Source organism: Pseudomonas sp. P867 (assembly GCF_019891455.1).
GTDB lineage: Bacteria > Pseudomonadota > Gammaproteobacteria > Pseudomonadales > Pseudomonadaceae > Aquipseudomonas > Aquipseudomonas synxantha_A.
The window spans coordinates 198,193-213,125 of sequence record NZ_JAFLXB010000010.1; the positions used below are offsets into that span (position 1 = coordinate 198,193).

Here is a 14,933-nt window from a genome sequence, read left to right on the forward strand (position 1 = left end):
GTCCTTTGGCGTTCTGGCTCATGACGGCCGGATTATTTTTGTAACGCCGCGGGAGGGTATCTTGTTCGATTGATTGTATACAACTCTATGGACATACAGTCTGAATATTGCATACAGTGAGCGCACAACAAAAACAGAGAACCCCTCACCATGACTATCCCGAAGGCGTCACCGCAGCGGCCCGAAGATGAAAATCTGGGCGTTGCCGCCAACATGGCTTACGGCCTGCAGCATGTACTCACCATGTACGGCGGCATCGTCGCCGTGCCGTTGATCGTCGGCCAGGCTGCCGGGTTGTCGCCGGCGGATATTGGTCTGTTGATTGCCGCGTCGTTATTTGCCGGTGGCTTGGCCACGTTGCTGCAAACCCTTGGCCTGCCGTTCTTCGGCTGTCAGTTGCCACTGGTGCAGGGCGTGTCGTTCGCGGGTGTGGCGACCATGGTGGCGATTGTCGGCAGCGACGGTGCGGGAGGTATTCCGGCAATTCTCGGTGCGGTGATGGCCGCGTCGTTGATCGGCCTGTTGATCACCCCGGTGTTTTCACGCATTACCAAATTTTTTCCGCCACTGGTGACCGGCATCGTGATCACTACTATCGGTCTGACGCTGATGCCAGTGGCTGCGCGCTGGGCCATGGGCGGCAACAGCCGTGCGGCGGATTTCGGCAGCATGTCGAATGTCGGCCTCGCGGCCCTGACTCTGGTGCTGGTGCTGCTATTGAGCAAAATCGGTAGCGCCACGATCTCGCGTTTGTCGATCCTGCTGGCAATGGTGATCGGCACAGTAATCGCCGTACTGCTTGGCATGGCTGACTTCTCCAGCGTCACGCAAGGGCCGATGTTTGGCTTTCCTACACCTTTCCACTTTGGTATGCCGACCTTTCATGTGGCCGCGATCATTTCCATGTGCATCGTGGTGATGGTGACGCTGGTGGAAACTTCGGCGGACATCCTCGCAGTGGGCGAGATCATCGACACCAAGGTTGACTCCAAGCGCCTGGGCAATGGCCTGCGCGCCGACATGCTGTCGAGTATGTTCGCGCCGATCTTTGGTTCGTTCACCCAAAGCGCGTTCGCCCAGAATGTCGGCCTGGTGGCGGTGACCGGTGTGAAGAGCCGCTTTGTGGTGGCCACCGGCGGGGTGTTCCTGGTGGTGCTGGGCCTGTTGCCCTTTATGGGGCGGGTGATCGCGGCGGTGCCCACCTCGGTGCTGGGTGGCGCGGGGATCGTGTTGTTCGGCACGGTCGCGGCCAGTGGCATTCGTACGCTGTCCAAGGTGGATTACCGCAACAACATGAACCTGATCATCGTTGCCACGTCCATCGGCTTTGGCATGATCCCCATCGCCGCGCCGAGCTTTTACGATCAGTTCCCGAGCTGGTTCGCGACCATCTTCCACTCGGGTATCAGTTCGTCGGCGATCATGGCGATCTTGCTGAACCTGGCGTTCAACCACTTCACCGCGGGTAACTCGGACCAGCAGTCAGTGTTTGTGGCGGGGACTGAGCGCAGCCTGTGCTTTCGCGACGTGGCCGCGCTGCGTGATGGGGATTATTACCGGGGCGGGAAGTTGTTTGATGCAGAGGGTAAGGAGATTCCTCTGGTAGCGGATACCTCGAAGAAAGCCGCAAAACCCGAAACCACAGAGGTCTAAAAATGTGGGAGGGGGCTTGCTCCCGATAGCAGTGTGTCAGCCACTGAAGATATTGACTTATACACCGTCATCGGGAGCAAGCCCCCTCCCACATTGGAATCTAGCCAGCCTTGCGGGCTTTGTGCGGCATTGAACACACCTCATCCAAAAACTTCACCACGGTCCCCATGCACGCCTGGCGTTCTTCCACATGGGGCATGTGGCTGGAGTCTTCAAACAGTGCCCAGCGCACGTCTGCTATCTCATCCAGAAACGGCTTGACCACCAGCGGTGTGGCTTCGTCATGCCTACCGGAAATCACCAGGGTCGGCACCTTGATCGCGTCCAGGCGGCCAATCACGTTCCAGTCCTTCAAGCTGCCGATCACGTGGAATTCAGTCGGGCCGCTCATGGCGTGGTACACCGTCGGGTCTGCGTCGACCTGGGCGAAGGTGCGCGCCACTTCCTCGGGCCATGGGTTGACCCGGCACACGTGCTGGTCATAGAAAATCCGCGAGGCCGCCAGGTATTCCGGGTCTTGATAAGTGCCGGCCTGTTCATGTTTGAGCAGGGTTTCGTGCACGCCTTCGGGCAGCAGTTTACGCAGGCGATTGGCTTCGCTGACCCAGGTGCGCATACAGGTCGGTGAGTTGGCGGGGATAAACGCGCGCAGGCCCTTGGGCTGCAAGATCGCGTGTTCGCTGCCCAGCATACCGCCCCAGGATTGACCGAGGATCGCGTAGTTCTCGCTGATCTGCAGGTGGTCCAGCAGGTTGTTCAACTCGTCGAGGAACAGACCGATTGTCCAGAACGAAGGATCTTTGTGGGGCAGGTGCGTGGAGCGACCGTTGCCCAGTTGGTCATAGTGGATCACCGCGTGGCCGCTGGCGGCGACATCCTTGAAGGCATCGACGTAATCGTGGGTGCAGCCCGGGCCGCCATGGATGATCACCAGCGGCGTGCGGCCCGTGCCCAGGTCACCGGTGACGCGATACCAGGTCTGGTAGGCGCCAAAGGGTGCGAAGCCTTCGCGAACTTTTTCGATGAATTCCATTTCGTACCCTCTGAAAAAAATGATCAGGGTTACGATAATCTGAACAAAAAGTTTAGGTAACTAGCAAAACAGCTAGGTTTTTGCGAAAACTCAACCTTCCAGCAAGCGGTAATGGGTGGCCCGCACCACCGCTTGGACGCGGTTCTTGGCCCCCAGTTTGTGCATGGCCGAGGCCAGGTGCAGGGTGACGACTGCCAGGGAGCGGCTCAGTTTGGTGGCGATTTCGGCGGCGGTCAGCCCATCGGCGGCCCATTTCAGGCATTCGCGTTCGCGCTTGGTCAGGTGGATGTGCGGGTAGGCGCGCAGTTCCTTGCTGAACAACGGGTAAGCCGCTTCCTGCAGGGCATGGGTGATCAGGCTGAAGTCGGCCAATGTGTGCTGTGCGTCCTTCAATACCGTGCGCGCCTTGCCGGTGCGCAGGCCGGTCAGCGATGCGAAGCCACCACGGGGCAAGTGAATGGGCACGCTGACGCCGCAGGTCAGTTCACGTTCGTGCAGGTACGAGGAAACGGGGGCGTGGCACGGGTCGATGATTTTTTGCAGGGCGGTCTCGGTTTTCGCTTCATAGGACCAGACAAACGGCGATACCGTGCTCAACGCCAGGTGCTGCACCGGGTCAATCTGGTAAAACCCTTCGCTGCACCATAAGGCGTGCCAATCGGGCGGTGTGTTGCGCAGTTGCAACACCGAGGGGGTAATCAGCGTGCCATTGAGGTCGATGGGCACCGGCGTGTAGTCGTACACCAGCGCATCGAAGCCCAGTTGTTGGGCGAGAATAAACGTATTGTCCATCTGTTCATCCAGGCTCCTGCCCGGCATGAGGCGATTATTGAAGGCGGTCAGCTTGGCCAGCATCCGTTCTGCTCCCGAATTCATTTGAATCTCGACTTGCTGCAAGTAGAATGCCACGCCCCGGCGAAGGACAGCCAGGCCAAACCTATAGGAAATACTAGGTTATGGACGCACGGTATCCTCGGTAGTGTTGACCTGATAAACGGCCGCTACCCGCCAGGCCGATACAACACAAGGAATGTATGCATGTGGCGTGAAATTGCCCCCGACCAGCAGTACAACGTACAAGTCGACGGCCATAACCTCGTGGTCTACAGCTTTGGCGAAGGCGATGAAGTGCTGCTGTGTCTCAACGGCGGCCCAGGCCTGCCGTGTGACTATCTGCGTGACGCTCATGGCTGGCTCAAAGCGCATAACCTGCGAGTGGTTGCATTCGACCAGCTTGGCACGGGCGCATCAGCCAGACCGACCGATGTTGCGCTGTGGGAAATCCGCCGTTATGTCGAAGAAGTCGAGACCGTGCGCCAAGCCCTGGGCCTGGGCCGCGTGCATTTGCTCGGGCATTCCTGGGGCGGTTGGCTCGGTATCGAATACGCCATCCATTATCCCGATGCGCTGAAAAGCCTGATCCTGGAAAACACCGTCGGCGACATTCCCCATCTGTCCCAGGAGCTCGAACGCCTGCGAGGCGCCCTGGGCAGCGAAACCGTGGCCATGATGCAACGCCACGAAGCCATGGGCACCCTCGACCACCCGCAATACCAGGCCGCCATCACCTTGCTCAACTACCGCCATGTGTGCCGCCTCGACGAGTGGCCGGAGCCGCTCAAACGCTCCCTGGGCGACTGGAACATGGGGCCCTACGCAACCATGCAGGGCCCCAACGAGTTCCTTTATATCGGCAATCTCAAGGACTGGAACCGCCTCAAGGAGATGGCTGAATTCAGGATGCCGATCCTGATCACTACCGGCCAGCACGACGAACTGACCCCCGCCTGCGCCATGCGCATGAAGCTGGCCGCCACACACGCCGAACTGCACGTATTCCCCAATAGCAGCCATATGCCGTTTTATGAGGAACCTCAAGCGTACTTCCCGGTGCTGCTGGACTTTCTCGCTCGCAACCGAGGCTGACGGATGAACCTGGCGCGTTACCGTTTTGTCCTGTCCCGGCCGTTGCAACTGCTGCCGGTGCTGTTTGGCATCAGCCTGATCACTTTTGTGTTGGTGCGCTCGATCCCCGGCGACCCAGCGCGGGCTTTGCTTGGCTCGCGCAGTACGCCGGATGCGCTGCTGAAAATCCGTGCCCAGTTCGGCCTCGACCAGCCCTTGTGGCTGCAATATTTCTACTTCCTGAAAAACCTGCTCAAGGGCGACCTCGGCCAATCGCTGCTGTACAAGGTCGACGCGCTGAAACTGATCGTTACCCGCATCGAGCCGACGCTGGTGCTGGTGCTGGGCAGCGTGGCCCTGGCGTTGCTGATCGCGGTGCCGCTGGCGACAGTAGCGGCGCGCCACAAAGGCGGTTGGGCGGACAACCTGATCCGCGTTTTCACCACGGTCGGCCTGGGGATGCCGGCATTCTGGCTGGGCTTGATGCTGATCCTGCTGCTGAGCGTGCAATGGGGCCTGTTCCCGGTGTCTGGCTATGGGCGGACCTGGCTGGACAAGGCCCACCATATGGTGTTGCCGTGCCTGACCATCGCCCTGGCGCTGTCGGCGGTGCTGGTGCGCAACCTGCGGGCGAGTATGTTGATGGAGCTGCAGGCCGATCATGTCACCGCCGCCCGGGCCCGAGGCTTGTCCGAGGCTGCGGTGTTTCGTCGGCATGTACTGCCCAACTCCCTGGTGCCGGCCGTCAACCTGCTGGCGGTCAACATCGGCTGGCTGATCAGCGGTACGGTGGTCATCGAAAGCCTGTTTGCGATTCCGGGCATCGGCCAATTGCTGGTGCGCGGTATTTTCACCCGTGACTACATGGTGGTGCAGGGCGTGGCGATGGTGCTGGCCTGTGCCACGGTGGTGGTCAACTTCGTCGCCGACATAGTAACGGTCGCCCTCGACCCACGGGTGAAGATGCAATGAGCAGCCGCCCACTGATTGCACCCTGGCGCTTGCGCCTGCGCTTTGGCTTTCGCAATGGCCGCCTGACCGCCGCCTGGGGCCTGCTGATCCTGTTGACGTGGCTGGCCCTGGCGCTGTTTGCGCCGTGGATCGCACCGTTTGACCCCATCGCCCAAAACACCGACATGAGTTTGCTGGCGCCCAGCCTTGCCCATCCGCTGGGTACCGACAATTACGGCCGGGATGTGTTATCGCGGGTGATCTGGGGCGCGCGCATCGACCTGCAACTGGCGATTGTCGGGGTGATCTTCCCGTTCATCATCGGCACTTTCGTCGGCGCGGTGTCCGGTTATGTGGGTGGGCGTTTCGACAGTTTCTGTATGCGCGTGATCGATGTGGTGCTGGCGTTCCCGTTCCTGGTGCTGATGCTGGCGATCATGGCCATTCTGGGGCCTGGCTTGCAGAGCTTTTATATCGCCATGGCACTGGTGGGCTGGGTGTCGTATGCGCGGTTGATTCGCTCGCAGATCCTGGTGCTCAAGGAAAGCGAGTTTGCCCTGGCCGCCAAGAGCCTGGGGTTTGGCCATGGGCGCATTCTGTTCCGGCATTTGCTGCCCAATGCCCTGTTTGGCTCCATCGTGTTTTCCATGTCCGACGCGGTGCTGGTGCTGCTCAACGGCGCCGCCGTGAGTTACCTGGGCCTGGGCGTGCAACCGCCTACCGCGGAATGGGGGACGATGGTGGCCGAGGGGCAAGCCTTTATCACCACGGCCTGGTGGATCTGCACCTTCCCGGGGTTGGCCGTTGTGACCCTGGCCATGGGCTTCAGCCTGTTGGCCGACGGTGTCGCGCAAGTGTTGGGGGACCGCTCGTGAGCCTGCTGCAAGTGCGCGACCTCAGCGTGATCGCCAACAACAGCGGGCGTGATGTCACCTTGGTGGATCGCGTGTCCTTCGACCTGGCCGAAGGTGAGATTCTCGGCCTGGTGGGTGAGAGCGGGTCGGGCAAGACCATGGCCTGCCGCGGCTTGATGCGCCTGCTGCCATCGCCCAGCCTGCGTGTGCAAGGCGGCGCCGTACGCCTGGCCGGCCAGGACCTGCTGCAACTGGATGACGCCGGTATGCGCGCCGTGCGTGGCGGGCAACTGGGCATGATCTTCCAGAACCCCAGCAGCCACCTGGATCCGCTGATGCGCATCGGCGAGCAGATCGCCGAGGGCATCCGCCTGCATCAAGGTGCGTCGAAAAAGGACGCCCGCTTGCAGGCTATCGAGGTGCTGCGCCAGGTCGGGATTCCTGACCCGCAGGCGCGGGTCGACAACTATCCCCATGAGTTTTCCGGCGGTATGCGCCAGCGCGCGATGATCGCCGTGGCACTGGGCTGCAACCCGAAAGTGCTGATTGCCGACGAGCCGACCACGGCCCTGGATGTGACGGTGCAGGCGCAAATCCTGCGCCTGTTGCTCGACCTGCGCGACCAGCGTGGCCTGTCGATCATCATGATCACCCATGACCTGGGCGTGGTCGCGCAAACCTGCGATTCCATCGCGGTGATGTACGCCGGGCGCCTGTGCGAGCACGGCAGCAAATACGAGCTGCTGGCGCGGCCGCAACATCCCTATACCGCTGGGCTGATCGACTGCCAGCCGGCCCACAGCAGCGGTCATGCCTTGTTGCGCACAATCCCTGGCCAGCCGCCGTTGCTCGATGCCTTGCCTGACGGTTGCCGCTTTAATCCGCGTTGCCCGCAGGCCGGGGCCTTATGCACCGAGCTGTTGCCCCAAGGCGCACGCGTGGCCTGTCACTATCCACTGGGAGGTCGCCCATGAGCCTGTTGCAGATCAAGGACCTGGAGGTGCGCTTTGCCGCGTCCGGCAGTGGCCTGCTCGGCCTGAACAAGCAGTGGGTGAGGGCGGTGAACGGGGTGTCGCTGAACCTTGCCGCCGGTGAAACCCTCGGCTTGGTGGGCGAGTCCGGCAGCGGCAAGAGCACCCTGGGCCGGGCGATTTTGCACCTCAACCCGATCAGCGCCGGCCAGGTGCTGTTTGACGGTATCGATATGGCGCACGGCAGCGCCATCGACATCGCCCGCCTGCGCCATGAAACCGCGATGATTTTCCAGGACCCGTACGCCGCGCTGAACCCCCGGCACAGCATTGGCGAAACCCTCGCCGAGGTGTTGCGCGTGCAGCGCAAGGTGGCTGTGGAGCAGATCCCGGCACGCGTCAATGAGCTGCTGGAGTTGGTGGGCCTGCGCCCCGAGTTGGCCGGGCGCAAACCGGGCTCCCTCAGCGGCGGCCAATGCCAGCGCGTGGGTATCGCCCGGGCACTGGCGGTGGAGCCGCGCCTGATCATTGCCGATGAATGCGTGGCCGCGCTGGATGTGTCGATCCAGGGCCAGATCATCAACTTGCTGCTGGAACTGCAACAACGCATGAACCTGGCGATCCTGTTTATCGCCCATGACCTGGCCATCGTGCGGCGCCTGTGCGACCGCGTGGCGGTGATGTACCTGGGCAAGATCGTCGAAGAAGGGCCGGTGGAGGCGGTGTTCACCACGCCGCGTCATCCGTATACGGCGGCGTTGATCGAGGCGATTCCCGAGATTGACCCGCATCGGCCATTGCCCGCGCACCCCTTGCCGGGTGAGCCACCAAGCCCACTGAATCTGCCTACAGGCTGTGCGTTTCACCCGCGTTGCCGGTATGCGCGAGCCGTGTGTTCCGCGGTGTTGCCGCCGACCCATTTCCTGCACGAGCATCGGTACAGTTGCGTGCTTGAAGAACCTTTGCCTTGACCTCTGCCATTCATTAACAAGGAGTTGTGATATGCAATCGCGCCACTTGAAGTTGCTCGCCGCCGCTACGCTGACCGCCTGGTCGCTGACCGCAGGACTGGCCCAGGCCGCTGGTGTCCTCACCATCGGCTGCCGTGAAGACAGCACCACCTTCGACCCGATCAAAAGCGCACAAAACCGCGACACCTGGGTATTTGCCAACGTCTACGACACCCTGGTGCGCGTGGATAACCTGGGCACCAAGATGGAACCGGGCGTGGCCGAGAGCTGGGAGATATCCGAGGATGGCTTGACCTACACCTTCAAACTGCGTGAAGCGAAGTTCTCCGACGGATCAAAGATCACCGCGGCCGACGCGGCGTTCAGCCTGTTGCGCATCCGCGACAACAAGGCGTCGTTGTGGAGCGATCCGTTCAGCCTGATCAACACCGCCAAGGCCAGCGATGCGAAGACCCTGGTGGTCACTCTGAAAACCCCGGCGGTGGCCTTCCTCTCGCAATTGGCGTCGCCGACGGTGTCGATCCTGTCGGAAAAAGCCATGACCACGATGGGCGAAGACGCCTACTCGGAAAACCCGGTGACGTCCGGCGCGTTTACCGTGGAAGAGTGGCGCAAGGGCGACCGGGTGATCCTGAAGAAGAACCCGAATTTCTGGCAGGCCAATAACGTCAGCCTCGACGGCGTGGAGTGGGTGTCGGTGACCGACGACAACACCCGTATGCGCATGGTGCAGAACAACGAACTCGACACGGCGATCTTCGTACCGTTCTCGCGGGTCGAAGAGCTGAAGAAAGACAAGAACGTGGTGATCCACGCCGACCCGTCTACCCGTGAAGATCACTTGTTGATCAACCACGAGCACGGCTTGCTCGCCAAGCCGCAGGTGCGCCAGGCATTGGACATGGCCATCGACAAACAATCGCTGGTGAAAACCGCTACTTACGGTCAAGGCACCGTGGCGTATTCCTACATTCCCAAAGGCTCGCTGTACCACTACGCCAACAACCTGCAACGTCCTTATGACCCGACTGAGGCCAGGAAACTGCTGGAGGAGGCTGGTGCCAAGGACTTGAAGCTCAACTACGTGGTCAACGCCGGCAACGAGGCCGACGAGCAGATTGCGGTGATCATCAAGGACCAGTTGGCCAAGGTCGGCGTGACCGCCAACCTGCAAAAGGTCGACCCGACCCAAAGCTGGCAGATGCTGGTGGACGGTGAGTACGATATTTCGGTGATGTACTGGACCAACGACATCCTCGACCCGGACCAGAAGACCACCTTCGTGCTGGGCCACGACACCAACCAGAACTACATGACCCGCTACAAGAACGACAAGGTCAAGGCGCTGGTAGCTGCGGCGCGAGTCGAGGCAGACCCGGCCAAGCGTGAGCAGATGTATGTCGAGTTGCAGAAACTGGCGAAACAGGATGTGAACTGGATTGACCTGTACTACAGCCCGTACATCAATATTTCACGCAAGAATGTGAGCAACTTCCTGCAGAACCCGCTGGGCCGTTTCACCCTTGAAGAAGTAGTCAAAAACTGAGTTTTTGACTACACCACAAAGCAGTGTGGGAGCTGGCTTGCCTGCGATGCAGACACCTTGGTGCTTCAGTTACACCGCAGTGATGCTATCGCAGGCAAGCCAGCTCCCACATTTTTTTGCGGGGTGTCAGGGCTTACTGCGCATCAAACGCCTGCCCATTGATGCCAGCACTGTCCGGCCCCATCAGGTACAGGTACACCGGCATGATGTCTTCCGGCGCCGGCCTTTCCATCGGATTCTCACCGGGATACGCCTGGGCCCGCATACTCGTGCGTGTACCGCCCGGGTTGATGCTGTTGGCGCGCACTGCCGCTACATCTTCCAGCTCATCGGCCAGGGTTTGCATCAAGCCTTCGGTAGCAAACTTCGATACACCATAAGCCCCCCAGTACGCCCGCCCCTTGCGCCCGACGCTGCTGGAGGTGAACACCACCGATGCATCCTGGGACAGCTTGAGCAGCGGCAGCAAGGTGCTGGTCAGCATGAACATCGCGTTGACGTTTACATGCATCACGCGCATGAAATTCTCGCCGGACAACTGCTCGATGGGCGTGCGTGGGCCGATGATCGAGGCGTTGTGCAACAGGCCGTCGAGGCGGCCGAATTCTTTTTCGATCATCGCTGCCAGCTCATCGTATTGATGGGGCAGGGCGGTCTCCAGGTTGAACGGGATCACCACCGGTTGCGGCTGGCCGGCGGCTTCGATCTGGTCATACACCTGGGCCAGGTTGGCTTCGGTCTTGCCCAGCAACAGCACGGTGGCGCCATGGGCGGCATAGGTCTTTGCTGCTGCTGCGCCAATCCCGCGGCCGGCGCCGGTGACCAGGATGACCCGGCCTTTGAGCAGTTCTGGAGGGGCAGAATAATCAAACATAAATAGCCTCGACAAAATTCAGTAGGTAATACCAATTTTGAGTGCATTGAAAATCCAATGTGGGAGCCATCAGCAACTGCACAGCGCGTTATCCAGCACCTTGCGCAATTCCAGCGGGTGATCCACCACCACATCCGCGCCCCAGTGACGTGGGTTGTCATCCGGGTGGATATAGCCATAGGTGACCGCCGCCGTGCGCGTACCGGCATCGCGGCCGGATTCGATATCACGTAGGTCATCGCCCACGAACAATACGCTCGCCGGGTCGAGGTCGAGCAGCTTACACGCCAGAATCATCGGCTCCGGGTCCGGCTTGCTGTTCTTCACGTGGTCCGGGCAGATCAGCACGGCCGAGCGCTCGGCCAGGCCCAGTTGCTGCATGATCGGTTCGGCAAAGCGCACGGGCTTGTTGGTGACCACACCCCAGATCAACTTGGCCTTCTCGATGTCTTCCAGCAACTCGGCCATGCCGTCGAACAGTTTGCTGTGCACCGCGCAGCCCTTGAGGTAGCGATCGAGGAATTCCTGGCGCAGCTCTTCAAAGCCTGGCGATTCAGGATCCATCGAAAAGGTCACGGCAACCATCGCCCGCGCACCGCCGGAGATTTCATCGCGGATGTGCTGCGGGTTGATCGGTTCCAGGCCGCGGTCGGCGCGCATGGCCTGGCAGATGGCGATAAAGTCCGGCGCGGTATCCAGCAGGGTACCGTCCATGTCGAAGAGAACCGCTCGCAACTTCACAGGCTTACTCCTCGCGCAGGGTCTGGATCATGTAGTTGACGTCAACATCGCTGGCCAGCTTGTAGTGCTTGGTCAGCGGGTTGTAGGTCAGGCCGATGATGTCCTTGACGGTCAGCCCGGCCTGACGGCTCCACGCACCCAGCTCGGAGGGGCGGATGAATTTCTTGAAGTCATGGGTGCCACGCGGCAGCAGCTTCATGATGTATTCGGCGCCAATGATCGCGAACAGGTAAGCCTTGGGGTTGCGGTTGATGGTGGAGAAGAACACCTGGCCGCCCGGCTTGACCATACGGAAGCACGCACGGATGACCGAGGATGGGTCCGGCACGTGTTCCAGCATCTCAAGGCAGGTCACCACGTCGAACTGCTCGGGCATTTCCTCGGCCAGGGCTTCGGCGGTGATCTGGCGGTATTCCACGCTCACGCCGGATTCGAGCTGGTGCAACTGCGCCACGGCCAATGGCGCTTCGCCCATGTCGATACCCATCACGGTCGCGCCGCGTTGAGCCATGGCTTCGCTGAGGATGCCGCCGCCGCAACCCACGTCCAGCACCTTCTTGCCGGCCAGGTTGACGCGCTCGTCAATCCAGTTGACCCGCAGCGGGTTGATGTCGTGCAGGGGTTTGAACTCGCTCTCGCGGTCCCACCAGCGGTGGGCGAGGGCTTCGAATTTGGCGATTTCTGCGTGGTCGACGTTGCTCATGATGAATCCTCTAAATCTGAAAAATCGGTGAGTGGGTGCCGAGCGCATGGGCTCAGCGCCTTCGTTATTCGCTGTGCCCGCTGATGCGTTGGCCCCAGGCAATGGCCGTGGCGGTCAACTGTTGTTCATCCATGCGGGTCAATTGCCGGTCGTCGAGCAATAGCTTGCCGGCGACCCAAAGGTGTTTCACGCAATCGCGTCCGGTGGCATATATAAGCTGTGAGACCGGATCGTAGATCGGTTGTTGCGCCAGCCCCGACAGATCGAAGGCGACTATATCTGCGGCCTTGCCGACTTCCAGCGAGCCAATCTGGCTTTCCAGGCCCATGGCCCGTGCACCGTTGAGCGTTGCCATGCGCAGGGCACGGTGGGCGTCCAGGGCGGTGGCCGAGCCGGCGACGGCCTTGGCCAGCATCGCGGCGGTACGGGTTTCGCCCAGCAGGTCCAGGTCATTGTTGCTGGCGGCGCCGTCGGTGCCGATGGCCACATTGACCCCAGCCTGCCACAAGCGCTCAACCGGGCAAAAGCCGCTGGCCAGTTTCAGGTTCGATTCCGGGCAATGGATGACGCTGGTGTTGCTTTCTACCAGCAAAGCCAAGTCTTCTTCGCTGATTTGGGTCATGTGAACGGCCTGGAAGCGCGGCCCGAGCAAGCCGAGGCGACCCAGGCGCGCCAATGGCCGCTCGCCGGTCTGCTCCACGGCTTGTTGTACTTCAAAGGCGGTTTCATGCACATGCATATGGATCGCGGCGTCCAGCTCTTCGGCGATCACCCGGATCTTTTCCAGGTTGGCGTCGCACACGGTGTAGGGCGCGTGAGGGCCGAAGGTGATCTTGATGCGCGGGTGGTGCTTGAGGTCGCCGAACAGCTCGATGCCCTGGCGAAGCGCCTCGTCGGCAGTGCTGGCGCCGGGAATCGGGAAGTCGAGGATCGGCATGGCGATCTGCGCGCGCATACCGCTATTGTGCACGCAATCGCTGGCGACCTTGGGGAAGAAGTACATGTCGGAGAAGCAGGTGATGCCGCCCTTGATCTGTTCGGCGATGGCCAGGTTGGTGCCGTCGCGCACAAAGGCTTCATCGACCCATTTGGCTTCGGCCGGCCAGATGTGTTTTTCCAGCCAGGTCATCAACGGCAGGTCATCGGCCAAGCCACGGAACAGGCTCATTGCCGCATGGCCGTGGGCGTTGATCAAGCCGGGGCTGAGCAACATGCCGGGCAGTTCGCGCACCTCATTGGCCGCCAGCTTCAATGCGGCGGCCCGTGGGCCGATAAAGGCAATGCGCCCATCGCGGATGCCCAGACCATGCTCTTTGAGCACCACGCCGGCAGGTTCGACCGGTACCAGCCAGGTCGGCAAGAGCAACACGTCGAGCGGGGCGGCAGTGGAGGTCATCGCAGGCTTCTTCCCAGGCAGCTATAAAAGAAGGGCGAAGTATACCCGAGCGTCCTGGCTGGCGGATCGCTATAATCCGCGGCTTTTGTTCATGAGTGCGGGGTAAGGGATGCGCGACCGACTGTTGGCTGCAGAGAAAGTGAAGGCCATCGATTGGCGTGACGGCGCGCTGTACCTGCTCGATCAGCGCGTGTTGCCGTCCCGGGAGAGCTGGGTGGCCTGCCATACCGTCGCGGCGGTGGCCGAGGCCATTCGTTCGATGGTGGTGCGGGGCTCAGCAGCCATCGGCATCAGTGCCGCCTATGGCCTGGTGCTGGCTGCCCGTGAGCGCATTGCCGAGGGTGGCGACTGGCAGGCAGCGTGGGAAGAAGACTACGCGCTGCTGGCCGATAGCCGCCCGACCGGGTCGAATCTGTTCTGGGCACTCAAGAATATGCGCGACTGCCTGGACCGCCTCAAGCAGCACGCCGACCCGGTTGTCGTGCTGGAAGCCCAGGCCATTGTGATCCATGAAAGCGACCGGGAGGCCAATGTGGTCATGGCCCAGTTGGGTATGGAGCGGATTCGCAAGCACCAGGGCAACGCCCAGGCGATCCTCACCCATGGCAACGCAGGTGCATTGGCCACGGGCGGTGTCGGCACGGCCCACGGCGTGATTCGCGCGGCGTTCCTGGAGGGGCTGGTCGAGCAGGTCTATGTCAACGAAACCCGTCCATGGCTGCAAGGCTCGCGCCTGACGGCGTGGGAGTTGGCGGGCGAGGGCATCCCGGTGACGGTGAATGCCGACTCCGCCGGGGCGCATATCCTCAAGACCAAAGGCGTGACCTGGGTGGTGGTCGGTGCTGACTGTATTGCTGCCAATGGCGACGTGATCAGCAAGATCGGCACTTATCAGCTGGCCGTCTGTGCCATGCACCATGGCGTGCGCTTTATGGTGGTGGCGTCGAGTTCGACGCTCGATTTGATGATGGCTACTGGCGATGATGTTGCACTGGAGGCGCGCGATCCCGCTGAGCTGCTGCACGTCATGGGGCAGCGCCTGGAGGTGGATGGGTTTAATCCGGTATTTGATGTGACCCCGGCCGACCTGATTGATGTGATCGTGACCGAGAAAGGCGTGGTCGAGCGGCCGGATACTGCCAAATTGGCCAGGTTGATGTGCCGTAAGCGGCTGCATTGAGGACAGTGGTGTCTGTGAAATAGCAATCGGGGGCAAGCCCCCTCCCACATTTTGACTGTGTTCACAATTCAAGTGTGGGAGGGGGCTTGCCCCCGATTGGGCCCGAAAGTCAATAAAACCCTCGGATCCATCCTCAAAAAACAGCATCACCCCAC

At 61.1% G+C, this 14,933-nt stretch carries 14 protein-coding genes; 8 read left to right on the forward strand and 6 right to left on the reverse strand.

Going from position 1 to position 14,933, the window contains the following annotated elements; all coding sequences use genetic code 11:
• Nucleotides 1-150 precede the first annotated feature (150 nt).
• Complete coding sequence (locus J1G33_RS19355; protein ID WP_032877188.1) at nt 151-1,653, forward strand: nucleobase:cation symporter-2 family protein; 1,503 nt, start codon at nt 151-153, stop codon at nt 1,651-1,653.
• Between the two features lie 100 nt (nt 1,654-1,753).
• On the opposite strand, the gene J1G33_RS19360 is transcribed toward J1G33_RS19355, so the two are convergent.
• Both J1G33_RS19360 and J1G33_RS19365 read right to left on the reverse strand, forming a co-directional pair.
• Complete coding sequence (locus J1G33_RS19360; RefSeq protein ID WP_103733561.1) at nt 1,754-2,686, reverse strand: proline iminopeptidase-family hydrolase; 933 nt, start codon at nt 2,684-2,686, stop codon at nt 1,754-1,756.
• A gap of 90 nt (nt 2,687-2,776) precedes the next feature.
• The gene (locus J1G33_RS19365; RefSeq protein ID WP_005786276.1) at nt 2,777-3,541 is read right to left on the reverse strand and encodes a LuxR family transcriptional regulator; all 765 of its coding nucleotides are present in this window, start codon (nt 3,539-3,541) and stop codon (nt 2,777-2,779) included.
• A gap of 183 nt (nt 3,542-3,724) precedes the next feature.
• Between J1G33_RS19365 and J1G33_RS19370 the strand changes: the two genes are divergently transcribed.
• The 6 genes from J1G33_RS19370 to J1G33_RS19395 are packed head-to-tail and all read left to right on the forward strand — an operon-like array spanning nt 3,725 to nt 9,884.
• Nucleotides 3,725-4,612 (forward strand): proline iminopeptidase-family hydrolase, encoded by an 888-nt coding sequence (locus J1G33_RS19370; RefSeq protein WP_032877186.1) that lies wholly within the window; start codon nt 3,725-3,727, stop codon nt 4,610-4,612.
• A 3-nt stretch (nt 4,613-4,615) separates the two neighbouring features.
• Nucleotides 4,616-5,563 (forward strand): ABC transporter permease, encoded by a 948-nt coding sequence (locus J1G33_RS19375; protein WP_032877185.1) that lies wholly within the window; start codon nt 4,616-4,618, stop codon nt 5,561-5,563.
• Nucleotides 5,560-6,417, forward strand: a complete 858-nt coding sequence (locus tag J1G33_RS19380; protein ID WP_103733563.1) for an ABC transporter permease — start codon at nt 5,560-5,562, stop codon at nt 6,415-6,417. The genes J1G33_RS19375 and J1G33_RS19380 overlap by 4 nt, the downstream gene beginning before the upstream one ends.
• On the forward strand, nt 6,414-7,370 hold the full coding sequence (locus J1G33_RS19385) for an ABC transporter ATP-binding protein (protein ID WP_032877184.1): 957 nt from the start codon (nt 6,414-6,416) through the stop codon (nt 7,368-7,370). Before J1G33_RS19380 ends, J1G33_RS19385 begins: the two co-directional genes overlap by 4 nt.
• On the forward strand, nt 7,367-8,338 hold the full coding sequence (locus J1G33_RS19390) for an ABC transporter ATP-binding protein (protein ID WP_032877183.1): 972 nt from the start codon (nt 7,367-7,369) through the stop codon (nt 8,336-8,338). Before J1G33_RS19385 ends, J1G33_RS19390 begins: the two co-directional genes overlap by 4 nt.
• Nucleotides 8,339-8,369: 31 nt before the next feature.
• Nucleotides 8,370-9,884, forward strand: a complete 1,515-nt coding sequence (locus tag J1G33_RS19395; RefSeq protein WP_223018557.1) for an ABC transporter substrate-binding protein — start codon at nt 8,370-8,372, stop codon at nt 9,882-9,884.
• Between the two features lie 133 nt (nt 9,885-10,017).
• Here J1G33_RS19395 and J1G33_RS19400 read toward each other — a convergent pair whose 3' ends face one another.
• The 4 genes from J1G33_RS19400 to J1G33_RS19415 form a co-directional block, all read right to left on the reverse strand.
• Complete coding sequence (locus tag J1G33_RS19400) at nt 10,018-10,758, reverse strand: YciK family oxidoreductase (protein WP_032877181.1); 741 nt, start codon at nt 10,756-10,758, stop codon at nt 10,018-10,020.
• A 69-nt stretch (nt 10,759-10,827) separates the two neighbouring features.
• Nucleotides 10,828-11,499: an N-acetylmuramic acid 6-phosphate phosphatase MupP gene (gene mupP, locus J1G33_RS19405; RefSeq protein WP_032877180.1), complete on the reverse strand. Its 672-nt coding sequence runs from the start codon at nt 11,497-11,499 to the stop codon at nt 10,828-10,830.
• 4 nt (nt 11,500-11,503) lie between these two features.
• Nucleotides 11,504-12,202 carry a bifunctional 2-polyprenyl-6-hydroxyphenol methylase/3-demethylubiquinol 3-O-methyltransferase UbiG gene (gene ubiG / locus J1G33_RS19410; protein WP_003172645.1) on the reverse strand — a complete coding sequence of 233 codons (699 nt, stop codon included), beginning with the start codon at nt 12,200-12,202 and terminating at the stop codon, nt 11,504-11,506.
• Between the two features lie 64 nt (nt 12,203-12,266).
• Nucleotides 12,267-13,598, reverse strand: coding sequence for a TRZ/ATZ family hydrolase (locus J1G33_RS19415; protein WP_032877179.1), 1,332 nt, complete (start codon nt 13,596-13,598; stop codon nt 12,267-12,269).
• 109 nt (nt 13,599-13,707) lie between these two features.
• On the opposite strand from J1G33_RS19415, the gene mtnA reads away from it, so the two are divergent.
• Nucleotides 13,708-14,778 carry an S-methyl-5-thioribose-1-phosphate isomerase gene (gene mtnA, locus J1G33_RS19420; RefSeq protein ID WP_223018558.1) on the forward strand — a complete coding sequence of 357 codons (1,071 nt, stop codon included), beginning with the start codon at nt 13,708-13,710 and terminating at the stop codon, nt 14,776-14,778.
• Nucleotides 14,779-14,933 lie beyond the last annotated feature (155 nt).

Coding starts and splice junctions, on each gene's coding strand:
- mtnA (WP_223018558.1), top strand. CDS start 13,708: ATGCGCGACCGACTGTTGGCTGCAGAGAAAGTGAAGGCCATCGATTGG.
- ubiG (WP_003172645.1), bottom strand. CDS start 12,202: ATGAGCAACGTCGACCACGCAGAAATCGCCAAATTCGAAGCCCTCGCC.
- J1G33_RS19375 (WP_032877185.1), top strand. CDS start 4,616: ATGAACCTGGCGCGTTACCGTTTTGTCCTGTCCCGGCCGTTGCAACTG.
- J1G33_RS19390 (WP_032877183.1), top strand. CDS start 7,367: ATGAGCCTGTTGCAGATCAAGGACCTGGAGGTGCGCTTTGCCGCGTCC.
- J1G33_RS19380 (WP_103733563.1), top strand. CDS start 5,560: ATGAGCAGCCGCCCACTGATTGCACCCTGGCGCTTGCGCCTGCGCTTT.
- J1G33_RS19400 (WP_032877181.1), bottom strand. CDS start 10,758: ATGTTTGATTATTCTGCCCCTCCAGAACTGCTCAAAGGCCGGGTCATC.
- J1G33_RS19355 (WP_032877188.1), top strand. CDS start 151: ATGACTATCCCGAAGGCGTCACCGCAGCGGCCCGAAGATGAAAATCTG.
- J1G33_RS19415 (WP_032877179.1), bottom strand. CDS start 13,598: ATGACCTCCACTGCCGCCCCGCTCGACGTGTTGCTCTTGCCGACCTGG.
- J1G33_RS19370 (WP_032877186.1), top strand. CDS start 3,725: ATGTGGCGTGAAATTGCCCCCGACCAGCAGTACAACGTACAAGTCGAC.
- J1G33_RS19360 (WP_103733561.1), bottom strand. CDS start 2,686: ATGGAATTCATCGAAAAAGTTCGCGAAGGCTTCGCACCCTTTGGCGCC.
- J1G33_RS19395 (WP_223018557.1), top strand. CDS start 8,370: ATGCAATCGCGCCACTTGAAGTTGCTCGCCGCCGCTACGCTGACCGCC.
- J1G33_RS19365 (WP_005786276.1), bottom strand. CDS start 3,541: ATGCTGGCCAAGCTGACCGCCTTCAATAATCGCCTCATGCCGGGCAGG.